The following is a 19,997-nucleotide window of genomic DNA, read 5'->3' on the forward strand; positions in this document are numbered from 1 at the left end:
ACCGCCATGCGAATAGCAAACGACCCTTTCTCACAGAAAGGCAGCAGTACGGAACATACCCGTGCAGCCCAGGAACAGTCGCCAGACGGTATGGATGCCAGTTTTTTCACATCGATGCTTGAACGCCCCACCAACGCGACTTCTGCCAAGCCTGAAGTCTCGCTCCTTTTGACAGAGGCCTCAAAGCACCTCAGTCACTCAAGAGATGGCTTCGCAAAAATAATCCGCTCAACCAAAAAAGGTATAGATGTTGAGGCCATCAGTACTTACCCACGAGAGTTATATAGCGCACAACTCACATCACAACTCATGGTGAAATGTCTGGCCAAGACAACACAGTGCATCGACAAGATCAGTAACATGCAGTCCTGAGCATGAATAACTCTCTGCGTGTCGTTTTAGTTTTGATCATGGCTTTTATACTGAGCGGATGCGGTGACCGAGTGGAACTTCATCGCCAATTGTCCGAGCAAGAAGCCAATGAGGTCGTCGCCGAATTGGCTGATAAACATATTCGTGCGCAAAAGACCCCGGCCAAAGATGGCGTCGTCGTAACGGTCAATACAAACGACATCGGGCGCGCCGTACGTACCTTGGAAGCGGCAGGCCTTCCTCGACTTGCCCGGACCACCATGGGGGATACATTTCGCAAGGAAGGGGTCATTTCCACCCCCCTGGAAGAGCGTGCCCGCTACATCTATGCCTTATCCCAAGAGCTTGAAACCACCTTGTCCAAGATCGATGGCGTTATTGTCGCACGCGTGCATGTGGTGTTGCCCGAGCGCATTGCGCCAGGAGAGCCGGTCCAACCTGCATCTGCCTCCGTGTTTATCAAGCATGATCCACGCCTGGATCCCGACAACATCCGTGCGCGGGTCCGCAGAATGGTGGCAAGCAGTATTCCCGGGATGACCACAGCGGTGGATAACCCGCAAAAACTCACTGTGGTGTTTGTACCTGCCTCCACTTATCAGGAACAGCAACGCCTGGTGTATTTCGGCCCCTTCCTGGTGCCTGGCGACGATCTCGGCTTCTGGCGAACCAGCATAATGATTGTGCTGCTCGCTCTGGTTTCGGCCGTGGCCGCCATGATCTTCCTCCAAGCGCGGCGCAAGCGTCACTCCCAGGAGCCGGCCATTAAAGGCGACTCAGCGGGGTCAACGCATGGCACCTAGACCCGACCCTCTCATGCGTGAACAACTGGCCTGGGCTCAGTGGTGGGCTTTTCCCTGGAAGCAGGCCCACGAAGACTGGCGAGGTGAGGAGTATCGTGCGATTGAAAGGCTTTTTTACAACGGCCGGTCAGTGCCCGACAACCTGACGGGTTTTAAAGCCTGCTTGCCTGCTGCGCCTCACGCTACCGTGCTTCGGTTGGCCCTGGCCACGACGGATCAACTGAACCTGGGGCTGGCATTGGTCACGCACATATTCAATCCCGAAGCGCCATCACCATTGAGTGAAAGTCATCACCAGTGGTGCATGCGCCTCTCCATGGCGCTGCACCCCTCCATGCTGCCCCCACATTCCGATCCACTGCGACTGCTTCATAGCTGGGTTGAACCGGCTATCTGGCAGCGTCTTCGATTGCGCTTTCCCCGTACACGTGTGAGCGAGGCTGAAATAGCAAACGCCCCACTCGAACATGCAAGCGGCCGATTGAACACTCTCTGGCAGGCCGTCGTCTGGCGCGTCACGACCATGGCGAGCGGCAACACGCCCCTGTCTCGCACAGGTGAGGAAAACAGTAATGTTATGCCGACATACTATTGAGTTACGCAATGACGCATCCGGCGCACGAGGAAGCCTTATCAAGCGCGAAGAGCTTGCCCATTGGGAACACGCCAACCACCTCTTGAGCCACGCCAAGGCCCAGGCCGACGAATTGATAATTATGGCCGAGAAAAAATGCGAGGCCATGCTTGAACAAGCCTCATTGGAAATCTGGCAACGCGCAGATGCACAACTCAAGCAATGGGAACGCGACCGTCAAACGATGCGCGACAACCTTGAACACTATGCGACCTCCATAACCAACCAGGCCATTCGCTGCTTGCTCGGCGAGACGACTGCCCCGCAAAGGCTCGCAGCACTGTTAAAGCACTTGCTGGAGAGCCAAGTTCAGGAAGTCAGCGCGACGCTGCTCTGTCATCCCCTTGATCTTGAGGAAATAAGGCAGAGCCTTGCACGCCACAAGAGCAACGCCTGGAAGTTAAGCGCCGACGACACAGTTCATCTTCAGACACTCGTACTGAAAACAGATGAGGGCGACTTCCGTATCAGCTGGAACGCCATGCTCGACACTTTTTTCAAGCAGGATAAAGAGTACTTGATCGAGATTTAATCCTACGAACATAGAGACTTTCTTTATGTTAATCACTCAGAGCTGACTGTTTAAATTCATCCATCGACAATAGAAAACCGAGGAAAAATCATGGATTTTTTCAAAGAACTGACTCATTCGATTGCCCGAAATAAAACATCGACATACAAGGAGTTCAAAGCCGGCTTCGAAGAAAGCCTGGCCGCCGAAGACAGCGAACTCTTTCACAACTTGGTAACGCGTAGAGAGGTCACCTTTGCGCTTTATAACGAGCACGGTAAAACCGTCAACCAAATGCTTAAAACAACTATTGAAAGCTTCCAGTAGATGAAGGCGCTCGTGAGTGACTGGTTGAGCAGCGGAAAGGAAAAAATCGCTCTATTTGAGGGCGACGACGAAGTCACCCTGCAACGTCAGGGAGACACCGTTTTATTGGGGGCTCAACTGACCTCTTCTCTACCCGATAACTCAGCCTTGCAAGGCTGGCTGCGCCTGGGCGCGGCCAGCTTGAATCATTTTCAAGGTGCATTGGCTCAAAAAGCCGACACGGGAGCGCTATGGGTGATTAACAGCCTGCGCGCCGACCGTGGAGAAGCCGGCCTGCTTGGCTGCCTTGAAGCCCTGCTCAACCAACGCGACACATGGCGCGCAATCAATGCACGACTTGCTCGCCCAGTTCAAAACCTCAAACCCACCCCGCTAAGTTCACGTTCGTACTAATCAGAGAACTGTCTATGTCTAACAAGACCCATAAGGGCAATCGCTCGTACCTTGGCTCGCCTGCCGTTACAGCCAAAAGAACCCACTGGCGGAATGTGTTTTTGTTTTCCTGGTTGCTGGTTTCAGCACAAAGCGCGCTGGCCGCCATCCCTTCGGAATGGAAAAACACCGCCTACGCTTATGAAGCCGAGCATAAGCCGGTGCGCGAGGTACTCGAAGATTTCGCCCAGACCTTCGGTACACAGCTGCAGATCGAGGGCCTGCTGGAAGGCATCGTCAATGGCAAGATACGCGCTAACACCCCGCAGTCATTGCTCGACCGCCTGGGGGTAGAGCATCGCTTCCAATGGTACCTGTACAACAACACGCTCTACGTCAGTACTCTGGACCAGCAAGAGTCAGCGCGCCTGGAGGTCTCCTCCGAGACCATTGCCGACCTCAAGCAAGCCCTCACTGATATCGGCCTGCTCGACAGCCGCTTCGGTTGGGGTGAGTTGCCCGACGATGGCATCGTGTTGGTCTCAGGGCCTCGGCGCTATATCGAGCAAGTCAAACAGTTCAGCAGCCAACGCCGCTCGGTGGACGAAAAACAGAGCGTGCTGAGTTTCCCGCTGAAGTTTGCCAATGCAGCGGATCGCCACGTGGATTATCGCGGCCAGAAGATCACCATTGCCGGTGTTTCCAGCATTGTGCGGGGCTTACTGGAGCCACGCTCCAACGCGACACCCCCTGCGTTAGCCCAGCGCCCCGCCTCACAGCCCGCCCCTCTCGTACCCAACGTTCCCCGCTTGAGCAACCCGTTGCTGGGGCAGATGCTCGCTACAAACAGCACTCCCATGCCAATGGATATTGGCGCCACACTCACCCCGCGGGCGCCGGCACCCACCAGTCGCATTCGCGTCGAAGCCGATATGCGCAATAACGCGGTGCTCATTTATGACCTGCCAGAGCGCCAGGCCATGTACCGCGAGTTGATCGCTCAACTCGATGTGGCGCGCAAGTTGGTGGAAATCGATACGATCATTCTGGATATCGAGCGCACCCAATTGCGTGAATTCGGCGTGAACTGGGGGTTTCAGAACAGCCGTTTCCGTGGTGGTGCAAATATGGCGCCCGGCACATCGCAGCAGTTGTCGATCGAGAATCGCGACCGTTTCTATGCTGACATACGCGCCCTGGAAGCCAAGGGGCTGGCGACCATGGTGTCCAACCCCTCCGTGCTCACCCTGGAAAACCAACCGGCGGTGATCGACTTCAACCGCACTCAGTACCTGACACCCGGTCGTCAGAACGCAACCATCCTGCCGGTCACCGTGGGTACCAGCGTGCAGGTCGTGCCCCGCGTCATCACCAGCCGAGGCAGCCATCAGATTCACTTGGTGGTGGATATCGAGGACGGTACGTTCGATGAGTCCAACCCCAATCGTGACCTCAATAACTTGGATGTGCGCCGCGGTAACGTCAGTACCCAGGCGGTCATGGCGGAAAAACGCTCAATGGTGGTGGGCGGATTCCATGTCACGGAAAGCACCGACAAGCACAACAAGGTGCCGCTGCTGGGCGATATCCCACTGCTGGGCAAGGCGTTGTTCTCTTCAAGCGAACGGCAGAACAATCGGCGTGAACGCCTGTTCATCATCACCCCACGCGTCATCGGCGACCAGGCCGATCCGTCCCGCTACTTGCCTCAGGCAGACCAGGCCGAGTTGCAGACGGCCCTTGCACCACTGGCCAGGCGCAACGCCCCTCACCAGCCCGAGATCAAGCGTAGCGACATCATCAGCACGTTGGCGCATCTGGTGACGGGAGAAGTGCCCAAGGCCTTCAAGTTGGCGCCCATGCCCCTGGGATTGAACACGCTGTGCAGCCCCCGCGACTTGCTGGCGCTGAACACCGAGCGCAGCCAATGGTACGCAGGCCCCGAGTACAACGTCGCCGTCGTGGTGATGCGCAACCAGTTCAACCGCAATGTGCGCATCGATGAAAAAGAATGCAGCAACTCGCAGACTTTGGCCGTCACCGTGTGGCCACGCGCCTGGTTGAAGCCGGGAGAAGAAGCCGAAGTCTTTATCGCCATGCGCCCGGTGAAGAAGGATGAACACCTCAGCGTACCGCGCCCTACCTTGATTACTCCTGTCAAAAAGGCCCGACCATGAAGCATCAATTGTTGTGCGTCACCCTGATCGGTGCGGCGCTGCTCGTCAGCGCTTGTACCCCAACATGCAAAGGCGACTCCTGCTCACGCCCGCAGTCGACCGCGCAGAAGATGGTGATCTGGTGGCCATCGCACATGCGCGTCCAGCCTGGACCGTCCGGGGAGCGCGCGGACTACCAGACGGTATCGCTGGAGCGATGAGCACGACGCAAATGCCCGGCAACCAACCCCAGGTAGTGCTGAACGACCTGGTGAGCGGCGCTGCCGCTCACCAGTCCCTCGCGCCCGGTATCAAAGTGTGCACGTTGCAGGCGGGCAATCGCCCGGGGCTGGCTCTGCATGTCGCTCGCGAAGCGTTGCAAGCCGGGCAATTGCAACGGATATTACAGCGCCGCTTTGAGCAGGCCCTGGTCTTCGAGGGGTGCTTTGTCTACCTCGATGCCCAGGGCGCCATGGTGATCTGGCACGCGCTGCCAACACCGCCCGGCAATCTGGACAGGACGCTGAGCCGGATGCTCTCGCTGGCAGGTCTCAGTGTCCTGGACCCACGATCCATTCGCTGATCAGCGCTGGTCAAGCTCCGGGAGCTCCAGCGTCTCGCGTTTGGCGTCATCGTCCAGCTCGCGCAAGGTGCGATAGATCAACGCCACGGCCTGCAGGGTTTCGCGAGGAATGCTGGCTCCCAACTTTTTGGTGTAGATCGTACGCGCCAACCACACACACTGAATCACGGGCACCTCGGCGGCCTTTGCGCGCGCGATCAGTTTTCGCGCCTCGTCGTCCGTGCCTTTACTGATCAGCAGGGGCAGAGGCGTCTTGCCAGGACGGTAATACAGGGCGACCGCAAAGTGCGTCGGGTTGACTACCAGCATGTCTGCCTCTTCCAGCTTGGGCAGTTTGACCTTCGGTTCCTCCTGGGCCAATTGCTGCGCCAACTGACGGCGCTGCCCCTTCACATGAGGGTCGCCTTCCATGTCTTTGTATTCTTTGACGACCTCAACCTGTGTCATGCGCATACGCTTGGCGAAGAAGTGCTTCTGCAACGTCAGATCGATCAACGCCAACACCAGCAACAGCCCCAGGCAGGCATGTAGCAAGTGACGGAACAACGCGATCAGCGCCAGTAGGTAACTCTGCAGATCGCTGTTGGCAAGATTGATCAACGCCCCCAAAGAGGGCCAAACCACCACGTACACAATCAGGCCCAGGAGGAACGCCTTGGCTATGCTCATCAACAGATTCATCAAAGACTGGGCAGAAAACATCTGCTTGATCTGGCTGATAGGGTTGAGGCGATTGAAATCCAGCTTGAGCGTTTGCGGGGCGAACAACAAGCCGAACTGCATCCAGCTGCCAATCAGCTTCGCAGCAATTGCAAGCCCGGCCATCAGCAGAGAGAACGAGAAAAACATGACCAGGCCCTCCACCAGTACTTCTTCCAGCACTCGCACAAACGGCTGGCTCAAGCGCGACATCGGGAACACCAACAGTTGCTGAAAGCGCTGCAAACTGGTCTCGGCAGTGAACAAGGCGACTTCACTGATAGCCGTCAGTGCCAACAGCTTGCTCACATCCTGGCTTTGCGCGACCTGACCTTTCTTGCGTTGGTCACGCAGTTTCTTGGCGGACGCCGGGTGCTTTTTTTCCCCCGAATCACTCACGGTGCCGAGACCGAGAACAAAAGCCCCAGATAGTGCTTAAGGTCACCCAGCTGGCTCATACGCCCGACAATAAGATCCTGCAACAATGCAAAGTACAGCAACAAAATACCGATTCCCGCCAGGCATTTAACCGGTGGCGCCAAGGTACTCACTTGCAATTGCTGGCTGTAGACGCCCAGCAACGCGATGCCAAACTCCAACAGCAACAACACGGCAATAAAGGGCGCAGCGTAAAGCATCATGTGCATGAACGTGTCACTCAGCATCCCGACAAATACGCTCATGCCATCAGCCGCTGGAAACGGAAACCACACGGTGGGTGGCCAGATCAGATAACTGTCCCAGATCACCTGGGTCAGCGTGCCCAACCCCAGAACGGCCATCAACAGGTAAATCGCCAGTTGCTTGAACATGTGCCCGATCGGTGTCGCGTCCGGCCCCAGTGACGGGTTAAGTTGGCCACCTGCCAAGGCTCCACGCTGGTTGTCCAGCAGTGCCCCGACCGACTCGAACATCCAGAACGGCATCGCCAGCAACACCCCGAGCAGCAACCCCAGGACCACTTCCTTGATCATCAGCGCACCGAGCATGATTGCTGAAGGGTCCTGCCCTGCCAAAGCTGCGTGAATACCCGGCGCGGGCAGCAGCGCCAGGACCATCACGATGGTGTGCCGAGGCAGGCCTCGCACGTGCTGAAAACAAAACGCCGCCACCAAAATGCCACAGGGGTAAATACGCGCCATGCCAATCACCAGGCTGGGCAGGTAGTCAAGATAAAGCAGCACAGGCAACGCCTCAGTTCAGGGCCGAACGGCCGATCATTTCAAACGTCAGGTTGATCAGCTGGATCAACTCAACGCCAATCCAGCGGCCCGTCAGGATCAATGTGACACCCACCGCCACCAGCTTGATACCAAAGGGTAATGTCTGGTCCTGGATCTGCATCAGTGCTTGTACCAGGGAGGTCAGTACCCCCACCACCACCGCCACGATCAGCGGCGGCGCCGACAGTACAACCACCAGCAACATGCCCTGCTTGAACAGCACGATAGGTTCCATACGCCACTCAGAGATAAGAAAGGAACAGGCTGTCGAGCAACCGCGACCAGCCAGACACCAGCACGAACAGCAGCAGCTTGAGCGGCAGGGAAATGGTCATCGGCGAGACCATCTGCATACCCAGCGCCAGCAGCAGGTTGGAAACAATAAGGTCGATCACGATGAAGGGGATGTAGATCAGGAACCCGATCTCGAACCCCGCCTGCAATTGCGAAAGCACAAAGGCCGGAATCAGCAGGATAAGATCCTCACGCTGCACCTCCTGCGCCATTTTCGCTGGCCACAGACGTGCGGTATTTTCCAATAGATGGGTCAGCACATCCGGGTCCACATTACGCAGCATGAAGGCACGCAAGGGGTTGATGGCCTCATTGCCGGTACTCAGAAACGTTTGCACGTTGGTCATGTCCAGAGGCGAAGCCTTGAGGTTCTCGGCGATCTCATACCCCACCGGTGCCATGATGAACAAGGTGGCAGCCAGGGCGATTCCGTTGATGGCCATGCTTGGAGGCACCTGTTGTACGCCGATGGCATTGCGGGTAATCATCAGCACAATCACGATTTTCAAGAAGGCTGTGCAGACAACCAACAGCATGGGCATCAACGACAACGCCCCCAGAAATACCGCCAGAACTACCGGGTCCAGCCCCTGAAGAATCATCGACCGAACACCACTCGGGACAACTGCAACCCCAGACGCCCGTCAACTTCCACCAACTGTCCCTGGCCGATGGGTCGATCACCGTAATACAGTCCCGCCGTGCCCGGGGCGAAACCGGCAATGCCCAATACCGAGCCGGGCACGAGGTTACGCAGCTCCCCCAGGGTAAGGTTCAGTGTTCCGCAGCGTACGTTCAGCGTCATGCTCAACTCATCGAACGGCTCGGGGCCGAATACGTCCATGACAGGTTCATCGTTTTCATGCCCCGAGTAATGAGGTACAGCTAAATCTTCGTCCACGGACATGTCCTCGATAGAAGTAAGAATGAAACGTAAGCGCCCGTTGTCATCGTCAATGCCCCCGTGCAGGCGCTCTCTGCCAACCTGCACATAGCCGCTGCCCAGGGCCTGGAAAAAGGTCTGTTCAAGCACCAGCACATCGCCGGTCCGCAGGCTACTGGCCTGTACAATCGGTAACCGCAACCGCCCAAGGGTCACGGCAATTGCCAATTGAAACGACAACGGCAGTGGCGCAGCCGTGGCCCGCCAGGAACTCGCCTCGTGCAAGGCCAAAAAGCTTTCGGGGCTCAACCAGGCATAACCCTCAGCCCAGGATGCCCCCAGGGTCACGGTGAGGCGGCAGCCAAACCCCCTTGGTCGCTCGGTGTGCAGCAATCTCACATAACCCAACAACGACCGCACTTCGGGGCTCAGGTAATACTGGAACAACGCCCAGAACCAGGAGTCTGGTTCGTTGTCGGCCCCAGCGAGGGTCACCGGACACTCGCCCATCAGGCTGAGCAACGGCCCTGCCTTAGCGAGCGCCAGCACGCCGCACTGCGTGTCAAAGCACACCGCTTCACTGCCAACTGGCGCACGTCCAGGCTCAAGCCGCAGCTCACCGGCCTGACCCGCGACATGGAACGGCAGGTACAGGCCGCGCCCCAGTCGGTTGCGTGCGGCAACCAAGTCGCTCTTGATCGACGGGAATGTCAGTAGCGGTACGATCATAGGTTGCCGACGCTTGGCACAAGTACGCTGACTGGCCGCCCCAGCGCTTGCGCAAAACGTTCCTCACACTGCTGTCGTACGCCACTGAGCCAGCGTGCCGTGGCGCCCTGTTCTGCTTCCAGCTCAATGGTCCAGGCGCTCTGTTCTCGGCGCACGCTGGCATTGATCCGTCCCAGACGTGGCAAGTACAACACTGCCTGCAACGGCCATTGCGAACCGGCCAATACACGCGGCGCCAGCTGTTCGGCGAGCGCCTCGATCATGGCGATACCGGATGCTGATTTTTTTCCCGATAAGGAGGCTCCCGTCCCTGTGCCCTCACGCTCATCAGCAAACAGCCGCGCAAACAGTCGCCCTTGCTCCCAGGGCACCACGCCCGCTGTTCCCGGCTCACGTTCTTCCCGAGGCTCACGCAGGGGCGGTCTTTGAGGGGGTTTATTAGCAACCTTAGTCATGCCGGCTCCCGTGCCAGTAAAAGTGATAACTCCTGTAACTTTTCAACCTGTCGCAAGCATTCGGTGGCTTGCCTCTGGGCTTTGCCAACGTGGCTTTCTTTTACTGGCCGTTGGCTGCGCAACGCCTCAAGCTGCCCCTCTTCTCGCTGGGTGCTGGCGGATAAGGAGTGTTCCTGCGCGCGCCAGGATTTCAGCCCCTTCAAGGTCAGGGTCTGGCCCTGATGCTGACTGAGCAACTGCGCACTTTGCCGGGCTTCCTCCTGCCGAGTCTGTTCAAGTGCTTCCTGGGCCTGCTGGATGTGCGCAAGCAGGGCCTGCTGCGCACGCTTGGCCTCACGCAGGGCACGCTCGGCCCGATCGGCCCGGTGCCTGCGCAGGCGCCGCAGCGTCTCCACCTCACCGAGCAGTACGTCAGAATGGGACATGGGCGGTCAGCTCCTTGAGTTGCTCCAGCGTGACAGCCATCGGTGTCGGCTCACGCAAATCCTGGCGCAGGAAACCATCCACCGCTTGGCGACTGTTCACCGCCAGGTCCGTCAGGGCATCGCTGCCAGGCTGGTACTCGCCCAGCTTGAGCATCAACTCAATCTGCTGGTACGCCGATAGCAAACGCCGCAACGCCGTGCCCGCCTGGATATCCGCAGGTTCTGCGACGTTGCTCAATATTCGTGAAAGGCTCGCCAGCACATCCACCGCCGGATAGTGCCCACGCTCGGCCAATTTGCGCGACAGCACGATATGGCCGTCAAGCAACGAACGCACTTCGTCGGCCACTGGGTCGTTCATGGAGTCCTGCTCGATCAGCACCGTGTAGATCGCTGTGATCACACCGTCACGGGTCAACCCGGCGCGTTCCACCAGACGCGGCAGCAAGCTGTACACCGAAGGCGGCAGACCACCGCGCCCCAGGGGCTCACCGGCAGCCAGGCCAATTTCGCGCTGGGCCCTGGCGAAACGAGTCAGGGAATCAATCAGCAACAACACCCGTTGACCCTTGCGCCGGAAACCTTCAGCCAACGCCGTGGCGGTGAATGCAGCGCGAGCGCGCTCCATGCTGGAGCGATCAGACGTAGCACACACCAGTACCGCTTTGGAGCGCAGTTGCTCATCCAGCTCATGGTCGAGAAACTCACGCAACTCGCGGCCTCGCTCGCCGATCAGGCCGAACACGATGACGTCGCATTCGACGTTACGGGCGATCTCGGCCAACAGAGTCGTCTTGCCGCAACCGGCCCCGGCGAACAGACCGACGCGCTGGCCTTCACCCAGCGTCATCAAGCCATCAATGGAACGCACCCCAGTGGCCAGGGCACGGTTGATCCGCGGGCGCTCGGTGGGTAACGGCGCTTCACACAGCACCGCACTGGTATCGGGCAGTTCAGCTTCGACAAACGCACTGGCGCCCTGCCCCGTAATCGGTCGCCCGAAACCATCCAGTACTTGGCCCAACAGCGCCTCGCTGACCTGCACACGATGCGAAACGCCCAGGCGCTCAACGCCAGCGCCCACTCGTACGCCTTCCAGATTACCCAGGGCACTGAGTACTGCATCCTGCTGATCAAAGCCGATGATTTCGGCGAGCATGAAATCGCCCGGCCCTTTTTCCACTTGGCACAAATCGCCGATGCGCGCCTGAGGCAATCGGCATTGCAGCAACATGCCATTGACGCGCTGGATGCGACCACGCATCGCCACTGGCGCAAAGCTGCTCAGCGCCTGGGCCTGGCGCTGTTGCCAGGCGTCGAGACGCGCTTGCAATTGCGTACTCACCAAAGCACCTCATAACGCTGCGCGCCGTCGAAAACCACCTTGCTGTTGTCGATCAACACCAGGCGCAGGCCATCTACCTGATCCCCCAGAAAAAGCCGGCTCCCCTCTTCCAGAACCACGTGGCCGTTCGGTCCGCCCACTATCTGCACAATCCTGAACGGCAAGGCCTCATCGCGCACACGGACACGACTGATCACCGGCACCGCACTGTCGAATTGCTCACCAAAACGGCTGAGCATCCGCGACACCAACTCCACATCCTCCTGGGAAACATCCCCGCTCAGCACGACTTGGCCGTTGATCACCTGCAAGCCGATGCGCGGGCTCAACTCACGCTCGCCAAGCATCTTCACCAACTGTTGGCGCACATCAATCGGTGAGGCCAGTTCCTGTTTGCCAGCCACCGCAGGCATCAGCGAAGCCTGGGCCTCATGCTCCCCTGTCGAGACCATGCCCACTACGGCGATGATGATCGCCATCACCAGCACCAGGCTGATCAAGCGCTTTTGCTGCGAGGGCGCAATGGTGGACAACATCAGTGCCTGCGCGGGTTCATCCGGCGATGGCACCGCTGCGGCCGCCGGCGCCACAGGCTCGGGCCACGGTTGATCCGCCAGGGTGACGCACAACCTTACGCTGCCCACCAGAAAGGGCACGTTCAATGCCAGATTCGGGATCTGCGCCATGGCTTGCCCAGCAGCCCCGTACAACAGTTCCGCCTGGGCCTGCACCGACCAGTTAGCCTCAAAAAAGCGCAGCAACGCATGCTGCTCGGCAACCCCTGGATCGTTCAGCACCAAGTCAGCATCTGCCTGGGCGCCAATGCTCCATTGTTCGCCAAACAACGGCAACGCAGCGCCCTGGCGCTGGCCATCAAGCACCCTTAGCTCATACATTATCGAGCCCTCCTTCGTATTAACCATGGCCGCAGGCTCATGCCGCCGCCCCCCGCATCAAGGCTTCCTGGCCCAGGTCTATGCGCCCCAGGACCTTGACCTTGGATGTGCTTCCCAACTCAGCGAAAGACAGCACCGGTACATGGTTGAACTCTTCCAGCAGCAAGGTCCGCAATGGGCTGCGCAAGTCTTGCGCCACCAACATCACACTTTTGCTCTTGGCCCTTAGAACAAAGGCTTGGTTGAGCAAACTGATAAAGGCCGCGCTGTGGTTCTCGTCCAGCGCGAAAAACACGCCGGTCTGGGTCTGGCGCAGCGCCTCGCGCAGGATGTTTTCGCTCTGCGGAGATAACAGCCAGGCATGCAGGCCATCGGCCTCGCTGTACAGGTGGTAGATCTGTGCCTTGAGGGCAATGCGCGCATAGTCGGCCAGGGCTTCCGGCTCACGCTCATGCTGCCCGTACTCGATCAGCGACTCGACAATCAGCCGCACTGCTCGCAGCGGTACGCCTTCACTGGCCAGGCGTTGCAACACCGCCGAAAAACGCGAGAGCGGCATGATGCGCTGCAGTTCCTGCACCAGTTCCGGCTGGTTATGCTCAAGCCAACTCAAGATCGACTTGCTCTCCTGAATCCCCAGGAACTGCGGCCCGCTAAGCATCATTGCCTGCCTCATGCGCTCCAGGATCAGGTGCGTAGCCGTGAAGCGCTCCAGCTCTGGGTCCTCCAGCAGCGGGTCATCAGGAGGCAACCAGAGCCAATCCTGTTCATCCCGCTCAGCCAGCCCCGGTATGGCGTGCTCAGGCTCAACCGTCAGCGCCTTGCGCTCAACAGCCACATGGTTGACCACTGACGCCCTGACCATGGGCACCTCATGCACGCAAAAGCGCATTTCATCGGCGGCCAGGGAATCATCGAGTTCAACTTCGAACGGCGGCAATGTCAGGCCGATATTGGCGACCAGCGAGTTTCGCGCCTGGCGAATCCCATGAATCAGGTCCGTCACCTCAGGCGTTCCGCGCAGCACGGGGGAAAACTGCAACAGGTAGGGGCGCGACGGATCAAATCCGCGCAAGTCCTCTTTACCGTTCTCTTCAGGTCGAACGACCTCGGCGGCTTCGTTGGCGGGCTCTGCCTGTCGTTGACGCTGGCGTACCAGGTAGTAACCCACACAGCCGGTGATCAGCGCGATAAGAATAAACACCAGGGTAGGCATGCCCGGCACTAGGGCAAACGCAAGCATTCCCACCGAGGCAATCACCCAGCTCTTGGGCTCGCTGGTCATTTGCCGAGCAATTTCGACGCCCATGTTACTGACGCCTTTGCGTCCATCCGGCGCCACGCGGGTGATGATCATGCCCGCAGTCAGAGAGATCAGCAGCGCTGGAATCTGTGCTATCAGGCCATCGCCAATCGTCAGCACCGAATACAACGAAATGGAATCGGCAGCGCTCAACCCGTGCTGGAACATGCCCGTGGAGAAGCCGCCCAAGAGGTTGACCACCACGATGATCAAACCGGCGATGGCGTCGCCTTTGACGAACTTCATGGCGCCATCCATGGCCCCAAACAGCTGGCTTTCACGCGACAGCTGATCGCGTTTGTCGCGCGCCTGCACACCGTCAATCAACCCGGCACGCAAATCGCTGTCGATAGACATCTGCTTACCCGGCATTGCATCCAGGCTAAATCGCGCCGCGACCTCGGCAACCCGCTCCGAACCCTTGGTGATCACCAGGAAGTTGACCAGGGTCAGGATCAGGAAGATCACCATCCCCACCGCCAGGTTTCCCCCCACCACAAAATTACCGAACGCCTCAACGATGTCACCGGCGTCCTGTTCCAACAAGATCAGGCGCGTGGTCGCGATCGACAGCGCCAATCGAAACATAGTGGTCAACAACAGGATCGACGGGAACGACGAGAACGCCAAAGGGCCCGGTAGATAAAGCGCCAGTACGATCAACAGGCAAGATATGCAGATATTGAGAGCAATCAGAATATCTACCAGCCAGGTCGGCAGTGGAACGATAAAGATAAAGATAATGGCCATGACCACCACAGCGCCCAGCACTTCAGCTCGCTGTGCCACTTTGAGCAGTAAGCCATTGATGGTCGACAGCAGAGTCACGTCATAGCCTCGGCCAGCTCAGGAGAACGCTGGGTTCCGCCATCGATCCGGTTCAGTTCGTCCATCACCGCTACAAACTTGAACAAGGTTTCCTCACGGACTCTGGTGTCAGGCCACAAGGCCAAAGGTAACTGCCGGATCAGAGGGTAAAGCGCGTTGAGAGCTGTCAATTGCCTGGTAGGCGAACCACTCCCCATCTCATTCCCCAACCGCAGAATTTCATCGGCGCCTATGCCGCTGCTGGCATATCCGAGCAGGCGCTGCAGCAGCGTAACGGCCTCATCCTCCATCTCCAGGCGCTGCTTGCACGTCACGCAACTGGCCAGCACTGCGCTCAACTGCCCGCAGCTTCGCAGCCCCACCAGCAAGGAGCGCAGCAATGGTGTAGGCACCGAGGACACCAAGGCGGCAATATCGTCTGCCAGGGCTTTACGCATCACGTTAAGCCCTTCTTGAAACCCATCACCGCCGTATACACCCAGCAGGGCTTGCATCATTGTTGCCAGGGATTGGCGCGTGACCACGCTGGCGTAGTAGAGCGCACGTAGGGCCTGGCGCTCCTCGGGGTCCACGCTGGCGGCTTGCAGTGTTAAGGCGATGTTCAGGCCGGCCTGGATTTCGCCCTTGAAACGCGCCTCCAGCTTGGCGATGGCTGCGTGTGCCAGGGCCGCTTCGGATTTACGGACTTCAGCGTCCGCCTCGCTCACCACATGCTTGAGCACCACGAAAGCACGCGCCGGGTCGCCTCCGGCGAGGTCGAGCAATTTTTCGAGACTGGCGCTTTGCAGCAACTGCATCCTGATTCGGCGCGAAACCGAAGCCATGCTCGCCTGGGCCGGGTGACCCAACTGGTCATAAAGCTCCACCAGCTTTTCAGCCGCAGGCACGCGCACGCCCATTTGCCGATGGGCCAGCGGGAGCTTATTGAGCTCCACTTCCTGATTGAACAGATGGGCCAGTTCGTCGACACCCTTCGCAGGTGCAGGCACGGAGCCAGTGTTGATAACAGGTTGATCCGAGCTTTGGACCGTTTGCACATCGTTGCGAGATTCGACTTTCATGGACAGGCCAGTTCAGGAAGAGTGTTTTCCCTGTGTGGCGAGGCCCACCCATACGGTTCCATAGAAATTTGAGGCTGAGCCGGGTTTGAAAAGACTTGCACAGGCACCTGTTCCCCCGTGCAAAAGTCTGCGTAAAAACACCTCCATTCAAAATATTTATCTATGTATATCAAGCTATTAAACGATTTTTTCTCTTTGGCACACGCAGTGCAATCGGGTTCCTGTCGATACGTTTTCGACTGCGTCTACCTTAAGGAAAAAATCATGAATATCCCTATTGAAGCCTTAGTTCACCTTGGTGGCAATTCGCCTCAATTCATGCTCCATCTGACAGACGATCAACAGAAAAAACTGCGGCGCTTCATTCACAAACGGGTCCTCAACCCGGAAGACGCGGATGATCTATTGCAACTGACTTACTTGGAGGCCTGGCGCAATCGCGAGCGCTTCAGTGGTACCGCGACGCTCAGCACCTGGATGTGCGGTATCGCGCAGAACCTGATCCGCAATCACTTCCGGCGCCTGTATGCCAAGCCCTCTCATTGCGAATTCGACGAGTCGCTGTGGCATGGCCATGAAGAAAACCACAGCCTGGATTGGGAATTCGAGGTCAACCGACGCCTGGAAAATACCCTGAGCGCAATTGATCACTTGCCCACAGAGATGCGCAGAACACTGTATGCCTCCCTGGAAACCGACGGCAGTTACCAGGACACCGCCGACGTACTGGACATTCCTATCGGCACCGTGCGCTCGCGCCTGTCACGGGCACGCGAACAGCTCAAGCGCGTCACCCACACCCCACTGCATCAGTAAGTTGAACTAGCCAGTCAAGCGTTGGGCGACAGGGATATCTGCCCAACACTGTCGGACTGGGCCCGTGAGTAGACCCTCGAAGACGCTTAGCGCTTGCGCTCCCCTCATGCACGGTGCATTCGCCACCGCCCGTCGCCAAAATCAGCGCTTTGGCTTAAACAGTTGAAAGCGTAGAAAAATTTTCAACAAAAACGCTTGACGCATTGCCGTTCCAAGCGAATAATGCGCGCCACTTGGCTACATAGCTCAGTTGGTTAGAGCATAGCATTCATAATGCTGGGGTCCGGGGTTCAAGTCCCTGTGTAGCCACCAAGTACTAAAAACGGCTTACCGAAAGGTAGGCCGTTTTTTTATGCGCGCAAAAAAACTCCCCAACTGTATTTTGACGCCCCCCAACCCCACTGTTAGTGTCCTGCCTCCCCTAAACACGGAGTGCCCCGATGCAACTGGACATCTACCAAGTCGACGCTTTCAGCCACCATCCCTTCGGCGGCAACCCGGCAGCGGTGTGCCCACTCACTGAGTGGCTGGCCGACGAGCAACTGCAGCAGATTGCAGCCGAGAATAATCTTTCGGAAACCGCGTTCTTTGTACCCCGTGGCGAGTTCTATGAGTTGCGTTGGCTCACGCCGGAAGTTGAGGTGGACCTGTGCGGCCATGCCACGTTGGCAGCCGCGTGGGTATTGATCCACAAGTTGGCGGACGCCCCGCAGGTTCTGCGCTTTGCCACCCGTAGCGGCGAGTTGCGGGTAACGCGCAACGGCGATGAGCTGGCGATGGATTTTCCGGCCAAAAAACCCGAACGCTGCGAGCCGCCCCACGGCATGTTGAGCGCCCTGGGGCTTGAAAACGCCGAGGTGTTTGGCACCGACGACTACATCGTGCTGGTGGAAGATGAAGCACAGGTGGCGGCTCTCACACCGGACTTTGCGCGGCTCAAAGGCCTGCCTAAACGCGGGGTTGCGGTGACCGCTAAAAGCACTCGGTTTGATTTTGTCTCGCGCTGGTTCGGCCCGAATGTGGGCGTTAATGAAGACCCGGTTACCGGCTCGGCGCACACGTCGCTGGCACCTTTCTGGGCCGAGCGCCTGGGCAAATCGCAATTGAGCGCCGAGCAAGGCGGCCAGCGTAAGGGCCAGCTGCGCTGTGAACTGCAGGGTGACCGGGTGATTATTTCCGGCAAGGCCGTGCTGTACATGCAAGGCACGATTTACCTGTAAACAACGCAGTAGCCCAAGGACCACAGCACCTTCTCAACATGAACGGAGTTCAGCGCGTGTTTTTGATTTCCCGCCGCAGTCTGACAGTCATCGCCGCAACCCTGGCCCTCGCCGCCTGCCACACGCCCGTCAACGAACAGCCTCCGGCGCCAGAGCTGGGCTCGGGCTACCGCACCGACCTGAGCACCCGCCACGCCGAGCGCCATATGGCCGCCGCCGCCAACCCGCTGGCCGCTGAAGCCGGGCGTGAAATGCTGCGTCAAGGCGGTTCAGCCATTGATGCGGCGATTGCCATGCAAGCGGTATTGACCCTGGTGGAACCGCAGTCTTCCGGCATCGGCGGCGGTGCGTTCATCATGCTGTGGGATGGGCACAACGTGCAGGCTTATGACGGCCGCGAAACTGCGCCGGCCGGGGCCACGGAGCGTCTTTTCCTGAAGGCCGACGGTACGCCGATGGCGTTCACGGATGCGCAGATTGGCGGGCGCTCGGTGGGCACTCCAGGGGTATTGCGCGCCCTGGAGATGGCGCACCAAAAGAGCGGCCGCTTGCCATGGGCCAAGCTGTTTGAACCGGCGATTCGCCTGTCGGAGCAAGGCTTCGCCATTTCCCCACGCTTGCACAGCTTGATCGCGGCTGACCGCTTTATCGCGCAATCGCCCGACATGGCGGCGTACTTCCTGAATGCCGATGGCTCGCCAAAAGCCACCGGCACGCTGTTGAAAAACCCGGCTCTGGCCGCGGTGTTCAAGCGCATCGCCAAGGAAGGGCCGGATGCGTTGTACCAAGCATCGATTGCCGATGAGATCGCACGCAAGGTGCAGGGCCATCGCAATGCCGGCAGCCTGTCCCAGGCTGATCTCAAGAGCTACACCGCCAAGCAACGCGCACCGCTGTGCACCGACTACAAACAATGGAAGGTCTGCGGCATGCCACCGCCGTCCTCGGGCGGGATTGCCGTGGCGCAGATCCTCGGGACACTGCAGGCGCTGGAAACCCGCACCCCGCGCCTGGCCATCGCCCCTATGACACCGGTCAAGAGTGCCTCGCCGGCCGGGCTTGAGCCGACACCCGAGGCCGTGCACCTGCTCGCCGAAGCCGGGCGCCTGGCCTTTGCCGACCGCGCGCTGTACGTGGCCGATGCAGACTTCACCCCCGTACCCGTCGCCGGCCTCGTCGCACCGAGTTACCTGGCGCAGCGCGCCACGCTGATCGGCGAACGCAGCATGGGCATCGCCAAGCCCGGCCAACCCGCCGGTATTCAGGTAGCGTATGCGCCAGACCGCTCGCCGCTGCGCATCTCCACCTCACAGGTGGTGGCAGTGGACGACCAGGGCGGCGCCGTGTCGATGACCACCACGGTTGAAGCGGCATTCGGCTCTCATGTGATGGTCCAGGGCTTTTTGCTCAACAACCAGATGACCGACTTCTCCTTCATCCGCGAAGAAAACGGCCAGCCTGTGGCCAACCGCGTGCAACCGGGCAAACGCCCACGCTCGGCCATGGCGCCGACCTTGGTGTTCGACCGCAACTCGGGCGAACTGCTGGCTACCGTCGGCTCCCCCGGCGGCTCGCAGATCATCGAGTACGTGAGTAAATCCCTGGTGGCCATGCTCGACTGGAAGCTCGACCCGCAGGCGGCCATCAGCCTGCCCAACTTCGGCAGTCGCAATGGTGCTACCGAGTTGGAAGCTGGGCTGTTCAGCCCGGCGCTTAAACAGGCGCTCAAGGACAAGGGCCACGCCCTGAGCGAGATCGAGATGACCAGCGGCGTGCAGGCCATCGTGCGCACACGGGATGCCCAGGGCAAGGTGACGCTCAGTGGTGGCGCGGACCCTCGGCGTGAAGGCGAGGCGTTGGGTGATTAAGGTGTTGATCTATCCGTACAGGCTTATAAAAAAAGACCTGCACCCTTACGCCTTAAATCCTACGCGGAGCGCCAGAACTCAAAGTGCCATGTCATCTTTTGCGATAAAAACCTTCTTGAGCAGCCCCATCTCACCTGCGATTTTCTGGCCCGCCCTTTCTTGCCAGAGGCTACGTCAAAGACGTAGAATTTCGC

At 58.8% G+C, this 19,997-nt stretch carries 22 protein-coding genes and 1 tRNA gene; 12 read left to right on the forward strand and 11 right to left on the reverse strand.

All coding sequences use genetic code 11. The features are described 5' to 3' along the window. Positions 1-374 precede the first annotated feature (374 nt). The 8 genes from sctJ (at position 375) to BOP96_RS17625 (ending at position 5,758) form a co-directional block, all read left to right on the forward strand. Positions 375-1,175: a type III secretion system inner membrane ring lipoprotein SctJ gene (gene sctJ, locus BOP96_RS17590; protein WP_014716826.1), complete on the forward strand. Its 801-nt coding sequence runs from the start codon at positions 375-377 to the stop codon at positions 1,173-1,175. A gap of 13 nt (positions 1,176-1,188) precedes the next feature. Beyond that, entirely contained in the window at positions 1,189-1,770 is a 582-nt protein-coding gene (locus BOP96_RS17595) for a type III secretion protein (protein ID WP_224796991.1), read from the forward strand. Then, the gene (sctL, locus tag BOP96_RS17600) at positions 1,748-2,341 is read left to right on the forward strand and encodes a type III secretion system stator protein SctL (protein ID WP_073453473.1); all 594 of its coding nucleotides are present in this window, start codon (positions 1,748-1,750) and stop codon (positions 2,339-2,341) included. Before BOP96_RS17595 ends, sctL begins: the two co-directional genes overlap by 23 nt. Before the next feature lie 90 nt (positions 2,342-2,431). Then, complete coding sequence (locus BOP96_RS17605) at positions 2,432-2,647, forward strand: hypothetical protein (protein ID WP_014716823.1); 216 nt, start codon at positions 2,432-2,434, stop codon at positions 2,645-2,647. After that, entirely contained in the window at positions 2,648-3,040 is a 393-nt protein-coding gene (locus BOP96_RS17610) for a hypothetical protein (protein ID WP_014716822.1), read from the forward strand. Between the two features lie 14 nt (positions 3,041-3,054). Next, positions 3,055-5,196: a type III secretion system outer membrane ring subunit SctC gene (gene sctC, locus BOP96_RS17615; RefSeq protein ID WP_014716821.1), complete on the forward strand. Its 2,142-nt coding sequence runs from the start codon at positions 3,055-3,057 to the stop codon at positions 5,194-5,196. Next, positions 5,193-5,396, forward strand: a complete 204-nt coding sequence (gene hrpT / locus BOP96_RS30565) for an HrpT family type III secretion system protein (protein WP_014716820.1) — start codon at positions 5,193-5,195, stop codon at positions 5,394-5,396. Before sctC ends, hrpT begins: the two co-directional genes overlap by 4 nt. Beyond that, positions 5,393-5,758, forward strand: coding sequence for a transcriptional regulator (locus BOP96_RS17625; protein ID WP_102666821.1), 366 nt, complete (start codon positions 5,393-5,395; stop codon positions 5,756-5,758). Before hrpT ends, BOP96_RS17625 begins: the two co-directional genes overlap by 4 nt. Here BOP96_RS17625 and sctU read toward each other — a convergent pair whose 3' ends face one another. The 11 genes from sctU to BOP96_RS17680 are packed head-to-tail and all read right to left on the reverse strand — an operon-like array spanning position 5,759 to position 15,899. Further along, a complete protein-coding gene (gene sctU / locus BOP96_RS17630) occupies positions 5,759-6,856 on the reverse strand; it encodes a type III secretion system export apparatus subunit SctU (protein ID WP_073453475.1) in 1,098 nt (365 codons plus the stop codon). Next, complete coding sequence (gene sctT, locus BOP96_RS17635; RefSeq protein ID WP_020301451.1) at positions 6,853-7,641, reverse strand: type III secretion system export apparatus subunit SctT; 789 nt, start codon at positions 7,639-7,641, stop codon at positions 6,853-6,855. The genes sctU and sctT overlap by 4 nt, the downstream gene beginning before the upstream one ends. Positions 7,642-7,651: 10 nt before the next feature. Further along, entirely contained in the window at positions 7,652-7,915 is a 264-nt protein-coding gene (gene sctS, locus BOP96_RS17640; RefSeq protein ID WP_014716816.1) for a type III secretion system export apparatus subunit SctS, read from the reverse strand. A 7-nt stretch (positions 7,916-7,922) separates the two neighbouring features. After that, complete coding sequence (sctR, locus tag BOP96_RS17645) at positions 7,923-8,576, reverse strand: type III secretion system export apparatus subunit SctR (protein WP_014716815.1); 654 nt, start codon at positions 8,574-8,576, stop codon at positions 7,923-7,925. After that, the gene (locus BOP96_RS17650; RefSeq protein ID WP_014716814.1) at positions 8,573-9,586 is read right to left on the reverse strand and encodes a FliM/FliN family flagellar motor switch protein; all 1,014 of its coding nucleotides are present in this window, start codon (positions 9,584-9,586) and stop codon (positions 8,573-8,575) included. The genes sctR and BOP96_RS17650 overlap by 4 nt, the downstream gene beginning before the upstream one ends. Next, positions 9,583-10,041 (reverse strand): type III secretion system HrpP C-terminal domain-containing protein, encoded by a 459-nt coding sequence (locus BOP96_RS30905; RefSeq protein ID WP_014716813.1) that lies wholly within the window; start codon positions 10,039-10,041, stop codon positions 9,583-9,585. The genes BOP96_RS17650 and BOP96_RS30905 overlap by 4 nt, the downstream gene beginning before the upstream one ends. Then, a complete protein-coding gene (sctO, locus tag BOP96_RS17660; protein ID WP_014716812.1) occupies positions 10,038-10,466 on the reverse strand; it encodes a type III secretion system stalk subunit SctO in 429 nt (142 codons plus the stop codon). Before sctO ends, BOP96_RS30905 begins: the two co-directional genes overlap by 4 nt. After that, positions 10,453-11,811, reverse strand: a complete 1,359-nt coding sequence (locus BOP96_RS17665) for a FliI/YscN family ATPase (protein ID WP_014716811.1) — start codon at positions 11,809-11,811, stop codon at positions 10,453-10,455. Before BOP96_RS17665 ends, sctO begins: the two co-directional genes overlap by 14 nt. Continuing rightward, positions 11,808-12,707, reverse strand: a complete 900-nt coding sequence (locus BOP96_RS17670; protein WP_014716810.1) for an FHA domain-containing protein — start codon at positions 12,705-12,707, stop codon at positions 11,808-11,810. The genes BOP96_RS17665 and BOP96_RS17670 overlap by 4 nt, the downstream gene beginning before the upstream one ends. Before the next feature lie 37 nt (positions 12,708-12,744). Further along, on the reverse strand, positions 12,745-14,838 hold the full coding sequence (sctV, locus tag BOP96_RS17675) for a type III secretion system export apparatus subunit SctV (RefSeq protein ID WP_073453477.1): 2,094 nt from the start codon (positions 14,836-14,838) through the stop codon (positions 12,745-12,747). Next, positions 14,835-15,899: a TyeA family type III secretion system gatekeeper subunit gene (locus BOP96_RS17680; RefSeq protein WP_014716808.1), complete on the reverse strand. Its 1,065-nt coding sequence runs from the start codon at positions 15,897-15,899 to the stop codon at positions 14,835-14,837. The genes sctV and BOP96_RS17680 overlap by 4 nt, the downstream gene beginning before the upstream one ends. Before the next feature lie 264 nt (positions 15,900-16,163). Here BOP96_RS17680 and BOP96_RS17685 point away from each other — a divergent pair, with 264 nt between their 5' ends. The 4 genes from BOP96_RS17685 to ggt all read left to right on the forward strand — a co-directional run bounded on the left by BOP96_RS17685 (position 16,164) and on the right by ggt (position 19,803). After that, entirely contained in the window at positions 16,164-16,715 is a 552-nt protein-coding gene (locus BOP96_RS17685; RefSeq protein ID WP_014716807.1) for an RNA polymerase sigma factor, read from the forward strand. A 235-nt stretch (positions 16,716-16,950) separates the two neighbouring features. After that, positions 16,951-17,027, forward strand: a tRNA-Met gene (locus BOP96_RS17690). A 128-nt stretch (positions 17,028-17,155) separates the two neighbouring features. Beyond that, positions 17,156-17,935, forward strand: coding sequence for a PhzF family phenazine biosynthesis protein (locus tag BOP96_RS17695; protein WP_020301448.1), 780 nt, complete (start codon positions 17,156-17,158; stop codon positions 17,933-17,935). 38 nt (positions 17,936-17,973) lie between these two features. Next, positions 17,974-19,803 carry a gamma-glutamyltransferase gene (gene ggt, locus BOP96_RS17700; protein WP_073453479.1) on the forward strand — a complete coding sequence of 610 codons (1,830 nt, stop codon included), beginning with the start codon at positions 17,974-17,976 and terminating at the stop codon, positions 19,801-19,803. Positions 19,804-19,997 lie beyond the last annotated feature (194 nt).

The sequence above is a fragment of the Pseudomonas sp. FSL W5-0203 genome (assembly GCF_001896155.1).
GTDB lineage: Bacteria > Pseudomonadota > Gammaproteobacteria > Pseudomonadales > Pseudomonadaceae > Aquipseudomonas > Aquipseudomonas paracarnis.

What these genes read in the sequence shown, in the direction of transcription:
- hrpT (WP_014716820.1), top strand. Translation starts at nt 5,193, where the DNA reads ATGAAGCATCAATTGTTGTGCGTCACCCTGATCGGTGCGGCGCTGCTC.
- sctJ (WP_014716826.1), top strand. Translation starts at nt 375, where the DNA reads ATGAATAACTCTCTGCGTGTCGTTTTAGTTTTGATCATGGCTTTTATA.
- BOP96_RS17610 (WP_014716822.1), top strand. Translation starts at nt 2,648, where the DNA reads ATGAAGGCGCTCGTGAGTGACTGGTTGAGCAGCGGAAAGGAAAAAATC.
- sctO (WP_014716812.1), bottom strand. Translation starts at nt 10,466, where the DNA reads ATGTCCCATTCTGACGTACTGCTCGGTGAGGTGGAGACGCTGCGGCGC.
- BOP96_RS17605 (WP_014716823.1), top strand. Translation starts at nt 2,432, where the DNA reads ATGGATTTTTTCAAAGAACTGACTCATTCGATTGCCCGAAATAAAACA.
- sctR (WP_014716815.1), bottom strand. Translation starts at nt 8,576, where the DNA reads ATGATTCTTCAGGGGCTGGACCCGGTAGTTCTGGCGGTATTTCTGGGG.
- BOP96_RS17595 (WP_224796991.1), top strand. Translation starts at nt 1,189, where the DNA reads ATGCGTGAACAACTGGCCTGGGCTCAGTGGTGGGCTTTTCCCTGGAAG.
- ggt (WP_073453479.1), top strand. Translation starts at nt 17,974, where the DNA reads ATGAACGGAGTTCAGCGCGTGTTTTTGATTTCCCGCCGCAGTCTGACA.
- BOP96_RS30905 (WP_014716813.1), bottom strand. Translation starts at nt 10,041, where the DNA reads ATGACTAAGGTTGCTAATAAACCCCCTCAAAGACCGCCCCTGCGTGAG.
- BOP96_RS17695 (WP_020301448.1), top strand. Translation starts at nt 17,156, where the DNA reads ATGCAACTGGACATCTACCAAGTCGACGCTTTCAGCCACCATCCCTTC.
- BOP96_RS17685 (WP_014716807.1), top strand. Translation starts at nt 16,164, where the DNA reads ATGAATATCCCTATTGAAGCCTTAGTTCACCTTGGTGGCAATTCGCCT.
- sctS (WP_014716816.1), bottom strand. Translation starts at nt 7,915, where the DNA reads ATGGAACCTATCGTGCTGTTCAAGCAGGGCATGTTGCTGGTGGTTGTA.
- BOP96_RS17680 (WP_014716808.1), bottom strand. Translation starts at nt 15,899, where the DNA reads ATGAAAGTCGAATCTCGCAACGATGTGCAAACGGTCCAAAGCTCGGAT.
- BOP96_RS17650 (WP_014716814.1), bottom strand. Translation starts at nt 9,586, where the DNA reads ATGATCGTACCGCTACTGACATTCCCGTCGATCAAGAGCGACTTGGTT.
- BOP96_RS17625 (WP_102666821.1), top strand. Translation starts at nt 5,393, where the DNA reads ATGAGCACGACGCAAATGCCCGGCAACCAACCCCAGGTAGTGCTGAAC.
- sctC (WP_014716821.1), top strand. Translation starts at nt 3,055, where the DNA reads ATGTCTAACAAGACCCATAAGGGCAATCGCTCGTACCTTGGCTCGCCT.
- sctL (WP_073453473.1), top strand. Translation starts at nt 1,748, where the DNA reads ATGTTATGCCGACATACTATTGAGTTACGCAATGACGCATCCGGCGCA.
- BOP96_RS17670 (WP_014716810.1), bottom strand. Translation starts at nt 12,707, where the DNA reads ATGTATGAGCTAAGGGTGCTTGATGGCCAGCGCCAGGGCGCTGCGTTG.